A 16,019-nucleotide genomic window follows, 5' to 3' on the forward strand; every position below is an offset into this window, starting at 1 on the left:
GCGGTCAGCAGTCCACGAGCGCACGAGGGGAACCGATGACACAGCCGCCCGGCCAGCCGCAGGGCTGGTGGCAGCCGCAGACGCCGGGCCACGGCCACCCGGCCCCCGGTCAGTACCCGGGCTCGCCTCCTCAACCACACCAGCCACATCAGCCGCACCAGTCACAGCAACCACCACAGCCGCACCAGCAGCAGGCGCCGGGCAACTTCGGCGGGAACTTCCAGTCGCAGTACGGCGGACTCGGCGCCTTCGGCGACACCTCGCGGCCCAAGCCCAAGCGGTCGAAGAAGCCGCTCGTGATCGGGCTCGTGGCCGTGGTGGTGCTCGCGGGCGGCGGGGTCGCGGCGTGGCTGCTCGGCGTGTTCCGGGGCGACGTGCTCGACAAGCAGTCGCTGCAGGAGGGCGTGGCGACCACGCTGCGGGACAGCTACGGCGAGCACGACGTCTCCGGCGTGGAGTGCCCGGCGAACCAGCGGATCGAGACCGGCCACACCTTCGAGTGCTCGGCGGAGGTGGCCGGGCAGAAGCGGTCCGTCACGATCCGCGTGCTCAACGACAAGCCCGAGTACGAGGTCGGCGCTCCCAAGTAGACAGACGCGGACAGAAAAAACCGGGCCCGGCCGAATCGGCCGGGCCCGGTTTCGTGGCGCTGGAGGATCAGAACATCCCCTGGATGCCCTTGTCCGTCGACTGGTAGCCGTCGGCGATCTGCGGCAGCGCGGTGGCGATCTGAGCGAGCACCTGCTTCATCTCGTCGAGCGAGGTGTTCCACTCGTTCTGCACGTTCTGCCACGCCTCCATGGCCTCACCGGACCAGCTGTCGACCAGCGGGGCGAGGCGGGCCTTGAGGTCCTCGAACAGAGCGTCGAGCTCGCCACCGGTCTTGTTGCAGTCGTCGGCAGCCTGGTGGATGGTCGCGTAATCAACAACGATGCCGTTCGGCATTTTTGCCTCCGTTGAGTGGTAGGTCTGGAAGTTCGAGTGGGCGCGCTACGCGGCTCAGAGGCCGCCGAGGGTGTTGCCGATGCTGCTGATGGCGGAGTTCTGCTCCTCTTCCGCCTGCTGGTACTTGACACCGGACTGCTGGAGCAGCTCACCGATGTTGCCGAGCGCCTCGTTCAGCTTCCGGGTCTTCTCGTCGAAGGCCGCCATCACGTTGTTGAAGGCCTTCGCGGCCTCGCCCTGCCAGCCGGCCTGCGTGGCCTCGATGTTGTTGCGGAGCGTGTTCAGGTTCTGGTCCATCGACGCCTTGATCTGGTCGACGTCCTGGTACGCCTGCTGGAACTGCTCCGGTGTCCCGGTGAAACCGCCTGCCATCGGAGGTGACCCCCTTCGTTCGTGGTTCGCCTGTACTCGTTTGTTCGTACTGGCTCTACGACGGAGACATTGCCATGTTCGGTTCCCCGTTGTCGCGGCAAGTCCCCAAGTAGTTGCTAGCGTGAACGCTCCACTTCGGAACCGGAGTGGAACCAGGAGGTGAACACCGGGTCCGACCTGCGCGAACGGTCCCGGAAATACCCTGTGCCTCAACGGTTTCGCCGAACGCCCGACAGCCGGGAATCGCGCCTCTCGCATTCGCTTGCGCTAATTCGGGGCGCCGTTAATCACTCGCCCGAGCTAACGGGAACGCGGCCTCAGTTGGTGATCTCGAGGGTGCGCACGATCTGCTCGCACGCGACGCGCACACGCTCCGGGTCGTCCGCCTCCTGGCAGCCGACACTGACCTGCGCGGTGCCCTGTGCCAGCACGTACCAGTTGACCTTGGCCGCGGGCTTGGTCTCCACGTAGTGGATGGTGTCGCGGCCGGCGAACTCGTGGTGGTCCTGGAAACCGCCGTAGCGGTCGGACTCGCTGTTCGCCGCGTCGCGCAGCACACCGGCCAGGCGGTCGCGTTCGGCTCCGCCGTCGTAGGACAGCACGAACTCCTGCACCACCACGAGGTCGTCGCGCTGCTGCGCGTCGCTTGGTTTCACGACCACCTGCCGGTCGGCGACGTTGTCGCCGGTCTGCGTCCAGCCCGGCGGCGCGGTGAACGTGTAGGAGTACTGCGCGAAGGTGCGCCCCTCGGGCTCGTCCTCGCCGCTGAGCGCGGTCAGCAGCACCGCGACCGTGGCGGCCACCAGCACAAGGGCACCACCGATCAGCCACGGCAGCCGTTTGCGACCGCGGGGAGCCGCCTGCGCGGGCGTGGCCGGCGGCACGAGCCCCTGGTGCCCCCTCGGCGGAGACGGTCGTCCGGCCGGGTTCGCCGAAGGCGGCCGCGGCAGCCGGGGCGCGCCGGCCACGGGCCGGGCCTGCCGCCCACCGAAGCCGGGTGTGGCCACGACCTTGGTGCGCTGCTCGTGCTCGGGAACCGGCGCGCCCTGCCGGGCCTGCGCCGACCCGGGCAGCGCGCCGGTGCGGTCGGGGATCACCTGCACGGCCCGCAGCGCGCCACGGGCGACGACTGTCTCCGGCTGGTCCAGGGTGGTCGGAACCACCCCGGTGCGCTCGTGCACGAGCCGCGACACCATCGGGATCCGGCTCGACCCGCCGACGAGGAAGATCGCGGTGAGCTGCTTGGGCCGCAGTCCCGCCGCCTCGATCGTCGCGCTGGTCAGCTCCACGGCCCTGCCGAGCGGCGCGGCCACGAGCCGTTCGAGGTCCTCGCGCGTCACGTGCGCGTCGGCGAACGGCGGCGGCATCGGCACGTCGGTGTAGGCGTGCCGGGACAGCGTCTCCTTCGCTCCCCGGATGTCCTGGCGGAGCACGCGACGGCGGCGGCGGTCGACGAGTTCGCGGCCCTGGACGAGCTGCTCCCACGCCTTCGGGTCGGCTCCCGACACCAATGAGCCGACGTGTTCGAGCAGCGACTGGTCGATGTCGGCGCCGCCGAAGCTCGGGTCACCGCGGGTGGCCAGCACCTCGAAGCCACCGCGCCTGCTGCCCTGCGGCGCCCTGCGCACCACGCTGGCGTCGATGGTGCCGCCGCCGAGGTCCAGCACCGCGAGCGCGTCGCCGGGCTTGCCGCTGAACTCGACGGTTCGTTCCTGGCTCGCGGTGGACGGCGTGAACGTGGCCGCGTGGAACACCGCCGCCGCGACCGGCTCCGGCACCAGCGCGACCTCGCGCGCGAGCTGACCCGCCGCCTGCCGCAGCAGCCGCGTGCGCACGGCGCCCCAGTCGGCGGGATGGGTGAGCACCAGCAGGTTCACCTCGGCGCCGCCCGCGAGCCTGCGGGCCTCGCCGACCGCGCGCGCGAGCACCGCGTGAACCACATCGGTGACGCGCAGCACCGAGTCGCCGAGCAGCAGCTCACCCTCGTCGATGCGGCGTTTGGGGTTGGGCTCGAAGCGGGAGGGGTCGACGGCGGCCTGCCGTTCGGCCTCCTGTCCCACGAACAGCGTGCCGTCCTGTGCGGCGTAGACGGCCGACGACATGAGCGGCTGCCCGTCCACCACGACGACCTGCGGCTCGCGACCGTTCACCGAGGCGACGACACAGGTGCTCGATGTCCCGAAGTCCACCGCCACCCGTAAGGTCACCAGCCGCTCCCGCCCGTCGCCGACACTACGGGCGCCACTCTGTCAGACCGGCGAGAACGGCGCCCGCGCAGTGTCACTCGTGTCAACGCCCACAGCGTCCATCGCGACGGCAGCCACCGAGTGGCGCCGAGGTGGACGCTTCGCGTGGCGGCGGGCGGCGCGTACGGGGGCGCGGTTCTCGGTGGACGCGAGGCCGCACGCCCGTACGCGGGTGTCCCGCGCCGGCAGCGCGCGGCGACGCGCCGCCTCGGCGTCACTCCGGCTGGATCCATGACACGTGCATGAGCTGCTTGCCGACCTTGCGGCTGACGAACACACCGCGGCCCGGCGGCATCTGGCTCGGCTTGACGTTGCCGAGGAGCTGGCCCTCGTCCTTGGACCCGTTCATCACGATGCCCGGCATCGCCAGCTCCTTGAGCTTGCCGATGATCGGGTCCATACCGGTGCGCGCCGCGCCACCCGTGCGCCGGGCGACGACCATGTGCAGGCCGACGTCCTTGGCCTGTGCCAGGTACTCCGACAGCGGCCGAAGCGGGTTGTTGGTCGACGTGGCCACCAGGTCGTAGTCGTCGACGACGACGAACAGCTCCGGGCCGGTCCACCAGGAGCGGTCCTTCAGCTGCTGCGGGGTGACGTCCGGTCCGGGCAGGCGCTTGGCCATCGAACCGGCGACCTCCTTGACCATGCCCTCCAGCTGGTTGCCGGAGACCGCGTAGCCGAGCAGCTGGTCGCCCTCGACGAAACCGAGCATGGTGCGCCGGTAGTCGACGAGGATGATGACCGCTTCCTTCTTGGTGTAGCGATCGGTGATGCCGCGCACGATCTGCCGCAGCAGGTTCGTCTTGCCCGACTCGCCGTCCGCGTAGGCCAGGAAGTGCGGGTCGGCGTTGAAGTCCAGGTAGACCGGCGCGAGCTCGTCCTCGTTGACACCGATCGGGATGAGCTTGGAGTCGCGGTGCTTGTCCTGGAGCAGCAACTCGTCGTAGCCGATCATCTCGGGCAGCAGGCGGACCTGCGGCGCGAGCCTGCCCGTCCACGCCGACCGGATCTTGGCGACGGCATCGTTCACCCCGGCACCCATGTCCTGGTCGTCGCTGGAGCCGTCGATGCGCGGCAGGCCACCGAGGAAGTGCAGTTTGTCCCTCGTGAGACCACGGCCCGGCCGGCCCGCCGGGACGTTCACCGCGACGCGCCGGTCGATGTCCGACTCGCTCGGGTCACCGAGCCGCAGCTCGAAACGGGTGCCCAGCATGTCCTTGATGGCGGGCCGGATGTCCGCCCAGCGGTTGGACGAGATCACCACGTGGATGCCGTAGGTGAGGCCCTGCACGGCGAGCTTGGTGATCTGCGGCTCCAGCTCGTCGAAGTCGTCCCGCAGCGCGCGCCAGCCGTCGACGATCAGGAACGCGTCACCGAACGGGTCCTGCTCGGCCGTGATCTCCCCGCGCCGCTTGCGGTTGCGGAAGTCGTTCATCGAGTCGACGCCCAGCGCACCGAACCGCGCCTCGCGCTCGTTCGCCAGCGTGGTCAGCTCGGCGACGATACGACGGGCCTTGTCCGGCTCCCTGCGCGCGACCGCTACACCACCGACGTGGGGCAGGCCGGCGAGCCCGGCCAGGGTGCCACCACCGAGGTCGATGCAGTAGAACTGCGCCTCCTCCGGCGTGTGCGTGAGCGCCATCGACATGATCAGCGTGCGCAGCATCGTCGACTTGCCCGACTGCGGACCGCCCACGATCACACCATGTCCCGCGCCACCGGAGAAGTCCGCCCACAGCGGGTCACGCCGCTGTTCGTAGGGACGGTCCACAATGCCCAGTGGCACCTGGAGCCTGCCGTTGCCGAAGAACCCGACCGGGGAGAGCCCCCTGTCGTCGGTGGGGTTGAGGTTCGGCAGGAGCGTGTCGAGCGAGTTCGGCTCCTTCAGCGGCGGCAGCCACACCTCGTGCGCGGGCGGGCCCTGGCCCACCAGCCGCGAGATGATCACGTCGAGTTCGCTGGGCTCGACGGCCTCCTCCGACTCCGGCTGCTTCGGCTGCTCGACGACCTCGGGAACGGGTTCCGGCTCCTTCGGCAGCTCCACGAAGTCGGGCACGAACAGCTGCGGCCGCTTGTCGGCGCGCACGACCTTGGCGCCAGGCGCCGCGGCCTTGATGCCTGCCGGCCGGTACGGACCGGACACATAGGAGGCCTTGAAGCGCACGAGCGTGGACGTGTCGTACTTGAGGTAGCCACCACCGGGCACGGACGGCAGCTCGAACGCGTCGGGCACACCGATCGCGGCGCGGGATTCCGCGGCCGAGAAGGTCTTCAGACCGATCCGGTACGACAGGTGGGAGTCCAGACCGCGCAGCTTGCCCTCCTCCAGTCGCTGGGAGGCGAGCAGCATGTGCATCTGCAGCGAACGGCCGAGACGGCCGATCGCGACGAACAGGTCGATGAAGTCCGGCTTCGCCGACAGCAGCTCGGAGAACTCGTCGACGACGATGAACAGCGCGGGCAGCGGGTCGAGGTCGGCGCCGTTCTCGCGTGCCTTCTCGTACTCCCACACGTTCTTGAAGTTGCCGCCGTTCTTGAGCGCCTCCTGTCGCCGGTTCATCTCACCGGCGAGCGCGTCCTTCATGCGGTCGACCAGCGTGACCTCGTCGGCGAGGTTCGTGATCACCGCGGAGACGTGCGGCGCCTTGTCCAGACCGAGGAACGTCGCACCACCCTTGAAGTCGACGAGTACGAAGTTGAGCGTCGTCGACGAGTGGGTGGCGAGCATGCCGAGCACGAGCGTGCGCAGGAACTCCGACTTGCCGGAACCGGTCGCGCCGATGCACAGGCCGTGCGGGCCCATGCCCTCCATCGCCGCTTCCTTGATGTCCAGCTCGACCGGCTGGCCGTACTCGCCGACGCCGAACGGCACGCGGTAGCGGTCGCGCACGGGCCTCGGCCGCCACGCCTGCTGCACGTCGAACGTCATCGGGTCGCCGGGGATGCCGAGCAGTTCGAGCAGCGACGGGTTGGACAGCAGCGGCTGTTCCTCGCTGTCGTCGGCGGCGGCGGAGCCCATCCGGTACGGCGAGATCTTGCGGGCCAGCGCCTCGACCTCGACGAGGCTGAGCGTGTCGGGGCGGCCGAACCACTCGACACCGCCCGCGCTGCGCGCACCGAGGCGCTCCTCCTCCACCACCAGGCGCAGCCCGCGGCGGGCGGCGAGGTTGCCGATCGAGTCGGAGAGGTCGATGAGCGTGACGCCGACCAGACCCTCCTCGAGCAGGATCTGCTCCTCGCCGGTGACGTCGGCGTCGTCGATGATGATCACGACGTGCGGCTGGTCGGGCGGCGGCGTCGCGTTGCGGGAGAACCGCTGGCGCTCGCGCAGCTCCTCGTCGAGCCACTGTTCGATCTGCGCGAGCGAGCCCGCCATCATGCGCATCTGGCCGATGCCGTCGGACAGGGTGGGGTGCTGCACGTGGGGCAGCCACTTGGCCCACTCCCACTCTTCCTTCGCCCTGCCGGCGGTCGCGACGCCGATCAGCACGTCGTCGGGGCTATGGAACGTGACCAGCTGGGCGAGCATCGCGCGGGTGAGACCACGCGTGAGCTCCTTGTCGCCCTGCATGCCGACGGCGGCGAAGCCGCGAAGGGTGATCTGGGTCGGCAGGTCGGGGACGATCGAGTGCGCGCGCACGAACCGGCGCAGCGCCAGCGTCGCGATCGGCTCCAGCTCGTCGACGGGCCCGGTCTGCGGCGGCACCAGTCTCGTCGCAAGGCGGTGCGAGCTGCGGCCGACGCGCAGGTGCAGGAAGTCCTGGTCGCTCTGCCTCCGCTCCCACATGCGGCGGCTCGACGCCATCGACCACAGGCTCTGCGGGTCGGGGTGCACCCATTCCAGAGATGCGCGCTGGTCGATCATCGCCTCGCGGGCGCGGTCGCGCATCTGGCCGAGGTACCGCAGGTAGTCCTTGCGGTCCTCGTTCATCTCGGCCTTCTTCTGCTGACCGCCGCGGCCGCCACCGGCGAACATGCCGACCATCGACATCATCATCATGAGCGGCATCATCAGGAAGAACGGGCTGCGCGCGGCCGCGCCGCCCGCCGTGAACATGAAGACGACCATGCCGAGCATGGCCACGACCATCACCACCGGCAGGATCTTCATGATGATGTTGCCGGGGATGGTCCTCGGGACCTCGGGCGGCGGCTCCAGATGGACCTCGCCGCCCGGCGGGCGGGGAGCAGCAAGCCGTGGCGACCGCTTGAACTGCAGCGTGCTCACCGAAAGACCCCTCTTCAACTCGGCGACAGCGGCCCGTGAGGTGCCAGGCCGAATCCACACGGTAGCGAACAGCACGCCGCTCGCTGGTGCAGACCGCCTGACCCGGCGCATTCGCCCGAAGTGACCCCACGCTTGACCCAGGTGCGCTAATACTAGGGCGGCACGACGACGCCGTGGGGCCGGTTTGCCTGACGTTACGGCCCTCCGGCGGGTATTTTCCGCGGCGCGGTATAAGTACCGTGCAGCGATATCTCCAGGTAGGGGGCAAAAGACGTGGCAACGGGCACGACCGTATTCAGCCGGGTCACGGTGGTGGCACCGCGGACCCGCATCGACGTGGCGCTGCCCGCCGATGTGGCGGTGGCCGACCTCCTGCCCATGCTGCTGGAGATGGCAAAGGAGGTCACCCCGGACGGCGGTGCGCGGCACGGCGGCTGGGCACTGGCCAAGCTCGGCGACGCCCCGCTGGACCCGAGCCGCACGCTCGCCTCGCTCGGCATCATCGATGGCGAGCTCCTGCAGCTGCGCAAGCGCAACGAGAACCCGCCGCCGCCGCTCTACGACGACGTCGTCGACGCCATCGCCGAGGCCGAGCCCGACAGTTTCCGGCCGTGGACCAAGGAGACCGCACAGCGCATCGGTCACATCGCGGGCGGCATCGCGCTCGTGCTGGCGGCGCTGGCCCTGTTCTTCGGGGGCCCGCTCTACGGCGGCAACGGCATCGCCGTCGCCATCACCGCCGGCGTCACCGCCATCGCGTGCGTCGCGGTCGGCGCCACGCTGGCCAAGGCGTACCAGGCCGAGTCCACGGGCGTGCTGATCGCCGCGGCCGGTGGTCTGCCACTGGCGTTCGTCAGCGGCTTCTACATCGTCCCCGACGTGTCGGTGCGCGCGAACCTGTTGCTGGCGAGCGCGCTGGTCGTGGTGGTCGCCGCGGTCTGCATCCTCATCATGGGCACAGGCATCACCACGTTCATCGCCGCCGCCACCGCGGGTGTGTTCGGGCTGATCGCGTTCCTCGTCGGCACGCTGATCGCCCACCCGGCACCGGGCATCGCGGCAGGCACCGCGGCCGTCGCGCTGGCGGGCATCTCGATGCTGCCGAGGGCGACGATCTGGCTCGCGAAGCTCCCGCTGCCGCACGTGCCGGGCACCGCGGAGGAGCTAAAGGAGGACAGCGGCTACCCGGACTACTCCTCGATCGAGCGCCGCACCAGCGTCGCCCACAACTACATGACCGGCCTGCTGGTGGGCTGCGGGGCAGTCACCGCGATCTCGGCGATGATCACCGCGTCCGCTCCCGAGATCTGGGGAGTCATCACGGCGGTGGTGGCCACGCTCGTGCTGCTGCTGCGGGCCCGCACCTACGCCAACGGAAGCCAGGCGGTCGCGCTGCTCACCACCGGCCTGTTCTCGGCGGGCGGCATCCTCCTCGCCTGGATGTGGTCGGAGGACGCGACCGGCCGCCTGCTGTGGGTGTTCGGCACGCTGTTCCTGCTCGCCGCGGCGGCACTCGTGCTCGGCGTCGTGTTCCCGAACCAGCGCTTCTCGCCGCCGATGCGGCGCACGGTGGAGATCATCGAGGCCATCTGCATCGCCTCGGTGCTGCCGCTCGCGCTGGCCGTCATGGGCCTCTACTCGACGCTGCGTCACCTCGACATCGGATGAGACGGCCGGACCGGTCCGTCATGAGTTCTAGGGGGTCACGCGTGCGTTCGTCCGGGCTGGTCAAGCGGACGTCGGCGCTGCTGCTCACCGCGACGATCGGAGCGGTGGGACCGGGACTGGTGCCACTGCCCGCGTCGGCACAGGAGTCGCAGGACACCACGGGCTACGCCACGCCGCCCAACGTCGACCCGAGCCGGCGGCCTGCCGACACCGCGGCGCCGGACGAGAACTACGCGCAGGAGGTCGGCTGCGTCGAACGCGACGTCAGCAACAACGTCCCGCTCCGCAACGCGCCATGGGGTCAGCAGTACCTGCGCGTCGACGAAGTGCACCAGCTGATGCAGAACACGGTCGGCTCGGTCGGCCGGTTCCGCGACGGCAGGCCCGTGCAGGTCGCGGTGATCGACACGGGTGTCACGGCCCACCCCTTCTTCCAGGGCAGGGTGCAGCCGGGCGCCGACTACGTGGCCAACAAGGGCCAGCCCGGAATGGAGGACTGCGACGGGCACGGCACCGAGGTGGCCGGGATCATCGGTGCCAACACACCGCCCGAGATCGGGTTCAAGGGCATGGCGCCGGACGTGCAGATCGTCTCCATCCGGCAGTCGAGCCAGAACTACGCGCCGGACGACAGCCCCGAGCCACCACCACCGCCACCACCGCCGCCGGGGCAGGAAGAGCAGCCCGGCGGTGAGCAACAGCCCGGTGGCGAGGGAGAGAACGGTGGCGGCACCGGCGCCGGGCAGCCGTCGACGGGACCCTCACAGGACGGCGGCGGCCGCACCCAGGAGGACGAGGGAGCGGCGGGCACGCTGCACACCCTCGCGCAGGCCGTGGTGAACGCCACCGACAAGGGCGTCGACGTCATCAACATCTCGATCAACAACTGCCGGCCCGCCGACGGCAACATCACCACCGGCGAGCAGGAGTTGCAGGCCGCCGTGAACTACGCGGCGAACAACGACATCGTGGTGGTCTCGGCCGCGGGCAACCTCAGCGACAGGTGCGCGCAGAACACGGGCGACCCGAACAGGCCGAACACGATCGTGACGCCGCCGTGGTTCAGCGAGGACGTGCTGTCGGTGGCGGCGATCGACGAGACCGGCGGTGTCGCCGACTTCAGCATCCACGGGCCGTGGGTCAGCGTCGCGGCCCCGGGCACGGACATCATCTCGCTCGACCCGGCAGAGGGCTCGGACGGCCTGGCGAACCTGACCATCGAGAACGGGGAGACCAGGGCGATCCAGGGCACGAGCTTCGCGGCACCGTACGTGTCCGGGCTCGCCGCGCTCGTCAGGGCGAAGTACCCGCACCTCTCGGCCCGAGAGGTGATCAACCGCATCACCAGCACGGCACAGCACCCCGCGGCTCCGGGCGGCAGGGACAACTTCGTCGGCTACGGCGTGATCGACCCGATGGCCGCGCTGACGGCGATCGTTCCCGAGGAGGAGGGCATCCAGCCGGCGTCGCCGGTCGCGCTGCCGTCGGACATGCCGCCGCCGGACAACCGCAACTGGACGCCGGTGATCGTCGCCCTCGCCGGCTCCGGCGGTGCGCTCATGGCGCTGCTCATCACGCTCTTCGTGGTGCACACCATCCGCCGCAACCGCACCACGTAGCGCTTAGCCGTCACCGTCACTCCACAGCCGGGGCCCATTCCCAAGGGCCCCGGCTGTGTCACCTCAGCTCGGCAGGACTCCAGCTCTGCAGTGAAGGCCACCTTGCCTGCGTCGAATCAACACAGCGGCGCGTCAGCGCCTCCGCTTGGGTGGTGGGGGAGACGTGCAGGCAAGGTGGCCTTCACTGCAGTCGGTGTGGCTCGAGGGCTTCCCGCGGGTTCAGCTCGGCTTGTGCGGACGGCTCAGTTGCCGCCGGCGGCCGCCGCGGTGTCGTCGGGGAACGAGCCCACGCTCGGGTCGAACCGCACCCCGTCGAACGTCCGCTTGGCGTCCTGGGTGTTCAGCGAGGCGCCGGTCGGCAGCAGCTTGATGATCGCCTCGGGAGCGGGCTGCAGGTCCTGCACCGACAGCCCGAGCCCCGTCGCAGTGGCGGCGTTCGGGATGGAGTACCGCACGCCTCGGTCGGAGATCAGCTGGATGCTGCCCTTGTCGAAGGTCTCCCTCGTGGTCGCCGAGCGCGCCGCCGCCGCGAAGCCCGGCCGCATGTAGAAGTGCTCGACCTTCCAGCCGTCCGGGCTCGGCTCCCCGATCCCGACGAGCTGCGCGTCCTTCGGCCCCGGCAGCTGGGGGTTCACGTAGACGGCGGTCCTGGCGTCGCGCTCGGCGCCCTCCCCCTGCACGCTCCACCCGAGGCAGCTCACCGGCCGTGTGTCGGCGGTGAGGACGCTCGGCACGACCTCGGGGTACTGGCTGACGTCCACGGCGCCCGGCTGACCCGGACGGAGGATCGTGACGTTGTTCAGATGGTCGGGGGCGATGGTCGGGAACTCGTCCGTCGACGCCTCCGTGAAGCGGATCATCTGCGCGAGCGACTGCGGGATCCGCTGGACGCCGTTGTCGAGCACGACGTAGTAGCCCGTGTCCCCCGCGCCCTGCACCTGGAACACCGAGCCGACGGTCAGCTCGCTGAGGTTGTAGCTCGGTGACTCACCCAGGTTCGCGATGTCGGGCACGCTCAGCTCACCCACCGCGGGGATGGCGTTGAGCAGGCCCATGGAGATCTTGCGCACCTGCGTGTCCTGAAGGTTCAGCGCCGTCGTGACCGCGGAGTCGTTCATGTCCACCTGGGCGCGCACGGCGTTGCCCTGCCCGGCCTGCCGGTAGATCAGGTAGGTCTGGCCGTCGTCGGCGGTGACGAGCAGCGCCTCGTTCGCCGCGAGCTGCCTGCCGAGGTGGTCCACACCGGCGAACACCGTGGTCTCCCGAATCGACGCCGCCTGTTGCTGCGACTCCGGAAGCGTGCTGTCGATCTTGACCTCGTCGCACACCGCCCAGCGCGGAGGGATCATCTGGTCCTTGGACGGGATGAGGTCGGGACCGTCCGGAATGCCCTGGAGCCGCCCGCGCGGGATGTCCTTGAGCTGGTCGTCCGGCACGACCGTGGTGGGCGGGACCTGTGCCTGCTGAGCCGCCTGCTGGCCGCCCTGTCCGCCCTCGGCGTTCTCCTGCTGTTGCGCCATGAGGATCAGGCGGGCCGAGGCCAGGTTGAAGGTGGGGATGAGCTTCCTCGGGTTGCCTGCGACGACGTAGATCGAACCGGACTGCTCTCCGATGACGATCCCCGAGTCGGGCGCCTTGGGAGCGGGCTTGAAGAACCCGAAGATGATGAAGCCGAGCATCGCGATCGCACTGAGCACCACACCGACGATCGTCGCGCGGGAGTGCGTTCGCATCGGGTCGTGCAACATCACCGCGTCCTTGCGCACCAGCGCGGACTGCATGCGCCGCAGCACGAACTGATACGCCTGGACTTGTGACTTTGTTGTCGGTGTTGACGGCATTCTCGACCTACAGCTCTCCCAGTCGCGGTACGGTTCCGCAGGATAGCCGTGCGGGGACCGTCTGGTGTTGGTTTCTACCAACTCCGGCTAGTGTTCGGCTCCTCGGGACCGGCTGTCAGCTCAAGTGCACCAAAACGAGGGGAAGAGAACGCGCGGATGTCCGTCACCACTCCTCCACGTCCGCCGGGTCCGCCGCCTGGCTCCCAGCCGCCTTCCGGGCGGCCGCCGGGGCCACCCCAGCCTCCGAGAGGACCTGGCGGTGCGGGCGGTGGCCCAGGGGGGCCGAGGAACCCTCGCGGACCGGGTGGGCCGGGTGGACCCGGGGGTCCGGGAGGCCCAGGCGGACCTGGGGGACCAGGCGGACCTGGCGGTCCAGGGGGCCCGCCGGGACCTCCGCCCGGTCAGGGACCCCGGCCGGGCGGCGCCACGCAGGCGCCGCCCCGCATCGCGCCGCCCGCGCGCAAGCGGACGTTCGGCGCGAGCCTCGGCCCGCTGCCGGTCGTCAACGTCGTCGTGCTGGAGATCGGACTCGCGATCGGCCTGATCCTGCTCGCGATCAACGACGGTCTGCTCTACGTCTCGATCGGCATCGTCGCGCTCGCGCTCGTGCTGGCGTTCCTGCGCTGGGGCGGTCAGTGGTTCACCCAGTGGGCTGGACTTACCGCTCGCTACACCCTCCGCTCCCACGACCGCGTCGCCACTCCCCTCGCCCCGACCACCATCGAGACGATCGCGGACGAGGACGACAACGGCGGCGTCGTCGGCCCCGAGGACGCCAGGGTCAACCTGCTGCGCCTCGCGCTGCCCGATCTGGTCGTGGCGCAGGGCAAGGACCACGAGCATCAGGAGGTCGGCCTCGCCTGGCACGACGGCACCTGGACCGCGGTGCTGCTGGTCGAACCCACTCCGGCGCTGATCACGCAGGCGGGCGGCGCGCCGAGCCTGCCGCTGTCGGCGCTGGCGCCGTGCCTCGAGGACCGCGGCGTGGTGCTCGACTCCATCCAGATCACCTGGCACTGCTACCCGGGCAGCGCGGCGCTGCCTGCGGACTCACCCGCGCTCAGCTCGTACCTGGAGGTGCTCGGCCCGCTCACCGCCGCGGCGCGGCGGACGACGTGGGTCTCGATCCGGCTCGACCCGAAGCGCTGCCCCTCGGCGGTGCGGGAGCGCGGCGGCGGCGTCGTCGGCGCGCACCGGGCGCTCATGGGCGCACTCTCTCGGGTTCGCAACGCGCTGGAGTCGCGGGGAGTGCCCACCCGCCCCCTCGATCCGGACGAGCTGCTGCGCGCGGGCATCTCCGCCGCCGAGCTGACGGGGGTCGCGGGGTCGGGCAGCAAGGTCGCGCTGCACGAGCGCTGGACCGGCGTCACGGCTGCGGGCATCGGGCACGCCAGCTACGCGATCACCGGCTGGCCGAAGGGCAAGATCACCAACAGCCTCAACGCGCTGACGAGCGTGCGCGCACTGTCGGCCACCGTGGCGATGTCGATCTCCCCCTCGCAGGAGGAGGGCAAGATCGGCCTGCGGGGTGTGGTGCGGGTCAGCGCCCGCAACCCGCGTGAACTCGACGCGGCGGACCAGCGGCTGAACAGCACGTCCGAGCGCCTCGGCGTCTCACTGACCCCGCTGCGGGGCAAGCAGGCCGCCGGATTCGCCTCGACCCTGCCGATGGGAGGCGCGGCATGAGCTCGCGTGTGCACGACGCGAACCAGGACCTCGGCGTCGCTCCGGAGTTCATCGTGGACCCCGAGCTGCTGGACGCGATCAGCCCGTCCGGCGACCGCGGCGGCATCGTGCTGGGCTCCGGTCTGCAGGGCGAGCCGCTGACGATCTCTGCACTGCGATCCACCCCGACGAGAATCGTGCTCGTCGGCGGCCTCTACCTCGCACGGCAGGTGGCGCTGCGCGCGATGGCGGTCGGCGCGTGGGTCGTCGTGGCGACCGGCCGTCCGACGGCCTGGCACCTGCTGTCGCAGGCCGCGGGCACCCAGCCGAACGGCCAGCCCTCGCCGCTGGTGCAGATCCGGCGACTGTCCCCTGTGGAGCTGCCGAGGCCGTCGGAGGACGCGCCGCTGCTCGTCGTCCACGATGGCGGTCCGACGCCGCAGGACCTCTTCCCGCCGCGCTCGCCGTGGCAGACGACGGTCTACGTGCTGCCGTACCTGCACCCGCAGGCCGGCGCGATGGCCAACGCGGCGGACCTGGTGCTCATGCAGCGCCTGCCCGCCGGGCAGGCCGAGCTGGCCGCGCGCATCTGGCGCCTGCCGCCGCAGATGATGCGACAGCTGACGACGTTGAAGGACGATCAGGTCGTGGCGCTGGGCCGCAACCTCTGGCGCCCGCTCCGGCTCGTCACCACGGCCAAGGAGAAGCAGATCCTCGGCCCGGTCCGCCGAGGCGACTGAGCCTTTCCGACTGCAGTGAAGGCCACCTTCACTGCGTTGAACGCAGGTGTTGTGTCTCGGTTGATCTGTCGCAGGGTTGTCTCGGTTGTTGTGTCACAGGTTAGGCGGCTGGGGTGAGTTTGCCCTGGTAGGTCTTGGTGTGGTCGAGGTGGATGTAGCCGATCGGGTCGCCGTTGCTGGTGTAGGCGGTGGCCCGGTCGTGGTCGGCGATGATGGTGATGGTCTGTGTGGCGTGGGCGGTGCCGATGCGGATGCGGTGGCCGCGGCCGAGGTTGATGGTGCCTTTGTCGCTGACTTTGAGCTGGTGGATGGTGGCGTCGTCTTGGACGGGCGGGTGCTGGGGCCCGCCGAGGTGGGTGGCGGTGTGCCAGGTGTCGTGCGGGGTGCGGCGGCCCAGCGCGCTGTGTCGGCGGGTGTTGTAGTGCTTGCGGTAGGTGGTGAGCAGGGTCTGCAGCTCGGCCAGGGTCCTGGGCTGGACGGGTTGGTGGGCGAGCCAGCGTTTGAGGGTCTGGTGGTGGCGTTCGACTTTGCCGCAGGTTTGCGGGTGATACGGGCTGGAGTGGATGAGCCTGCTGCCCCAGCCGGTGACGGTGGTGGTGAACGCGGAGGGCTTGGCGTTGGCGCGGTGCCGTGAGGTGAAGGCGGATCCGTTGTCGGACAACACGATTGCCGGTGCCCCGAACTCGGCGACGGCC

The 16,019-nt window shown here is 70.2% G+C and carries 11 protein-coding genes; 5 read left to right on the top strand and 6 right to left on the bottom strand.

What is annotated here, in order from left to right; genetic code table 11:
- The first annotated feature begins 35 nt into the window (after positions 1-35).
- Positions 36-590, top strand: a complete 555-nt coding sequence (locus tag DI005_RS18835) for a DUF4333 domain-containing protein (protein ID WP_113642975.1) — start codon at positions 36-38, stop codon at positions 588-590.
- Positions 591-657: 67 nt separating this feature from the next.
- Here DI005_RS18835 and DI005_RS18840 read toward each other — a convergent pair whose 3' ends face one another.
- The 4 genes from DI005_RS18840 to eccCa all read right to left on the bottom strand — a co-directional run bounded on the left by DI005_RS18840 (position 658) and on the right by eccCa (position 7,791).
- Complete coding sequence (locus DI005_RS18840; RefSeq protein WP_112276891.1) at positions 658-945, bottom strand: WXG100 family type VII secretion target; 288 nt, start codon at positions 943-945, stop codon at positions 658-660.
- A gap of 54 nt (positions 946-999) precedes the next feature.
- Complete coding sequence (locus DI005_RS18845; protein ID WP_110334851.1) at positions 1,000-1,317, bottom strand: WXG100 family type VII secretion target; 318 nt, start codon at positions 1,315-1,317, stop codon at positions 1,000-1,002.
- Positions 1,318-1,634: 317 nt separating this feature from the next.
- Complete coding sequence (locus DI005_RS18850; RefSeq protein ID WP_113642976.1) at positions 1,635-3,524, bottom strand: type VII secretion-associated protein; 1,890 nt, start codon at positions 3,522-3,524, stop codon at positions 1,635-1,637.
- 253 nt (positions 3,525-3,777) lie between these two features.
- Entirely contained in the window at positions 3,778-7,791 is a 4,014-nt protein-coding gene (eccCa, locus tag DI005_RS18855) for a type VII secretion protein EccCa (RefSeq protein ID WP_112276887.1), read from the bottom strand.
- A gap of 273 nt (positions 7,792-8,064) precedes the next feature.
- On the opposite strand from eccCa, the gene eccD reads away from it, so the two are divergent.
- Both eccD and mycP read left to right on the top strand, forming a co-directional pair.
- Positions 8,065-9,459: a type VII secretion integral membrane protein EccD gene (eccD, locus tag DI005_RS18860; RefSeq protein ID WP_112276885.1), complete on the top strand. Its 1,395-nt coding sequence runs from the start codon at positions 8,065-8,067 to the stop codon at positions 9,457-9,459.
- A 41-nt stretch (positions 9,460-9,500) separates the two neighbouring features.
- Positions 9,501-11,078: a type VII secretion-associated serine protease mycosin gene (gene mycP / locus DI005_RS18865; protein WP_233520198.1), complete on the top strand. Its 1,578-nt coding sequence runs from the start codon at positions 9,501-9,503 to the stop codon at positions 11,076-11,078.
- Positions 11,079-11,320: 242 nt separating this feature from the next.
- On the opposite strand, the gene eccB is transcribed toward mycP, so the two are convergent.
- Positions 11,321-12,919, bottom strand: a complete 1,599-nt coding sequence (eccB, locus tag DI005_RS18870) for a type VII secretion protein EccB (RefSeq protein WP_113642977.1) — start codon at positions 12,917-12,919, stop codon at positions 11,321-11,323.
- 444 nt (positions 12,920-13,363) lie between these two features.
- On the opposite strand from eccB, the gene eccE reads away from it, so the two are divergent.
- Both eccE and DI005_RS18880 read left to right on the top strand, forming a co-directional pair.
- On the top strand, positions 13,364-14,605 hold the full coding sequence (gene eccE, locus DI005_RS18875; protein ID WP_112277113.1) for a type VII secretion protein EccE: 1,242 nt from the start codon (positions 13,364-13,366) through the stop codon (positions 14,603-14,605).
- Entirely contained in the window at positions 14,602-15,324 is a 723-nt protein-coding gene (locus DI005_RS18880) for a hypothetical protein (protein WP_113642978.1), read from the top strand. The genes eccE and DI005_RS18880 overlap by 4 nt, the downstream gene beginning before the upstream one ends.
- A gap of 100 nt (positions 15,325-15,424) precedes the next feature.
- On the opposite strand, the gene DI005_RS18885 is transcribed toward DI005_RS18880, so the two are convergent.
- The coding region (locus DI005_RS18885) for an integrase core domain-containing protein (protein ID WP_147263864.1) at positions 15,425-16,019 on the bottom strand (595 nt) is incomplete at its 5' end.

Source organism: Prauserella sp. PE36 (assembly GCF_003311655.1).
Classification (GTDB): Bacteria; Actinomycetota; Actinomycetes; order Mycobacteriales; family Pseudonocardiaceae; genus Prauserella_A; species Prauserella_A endophytica.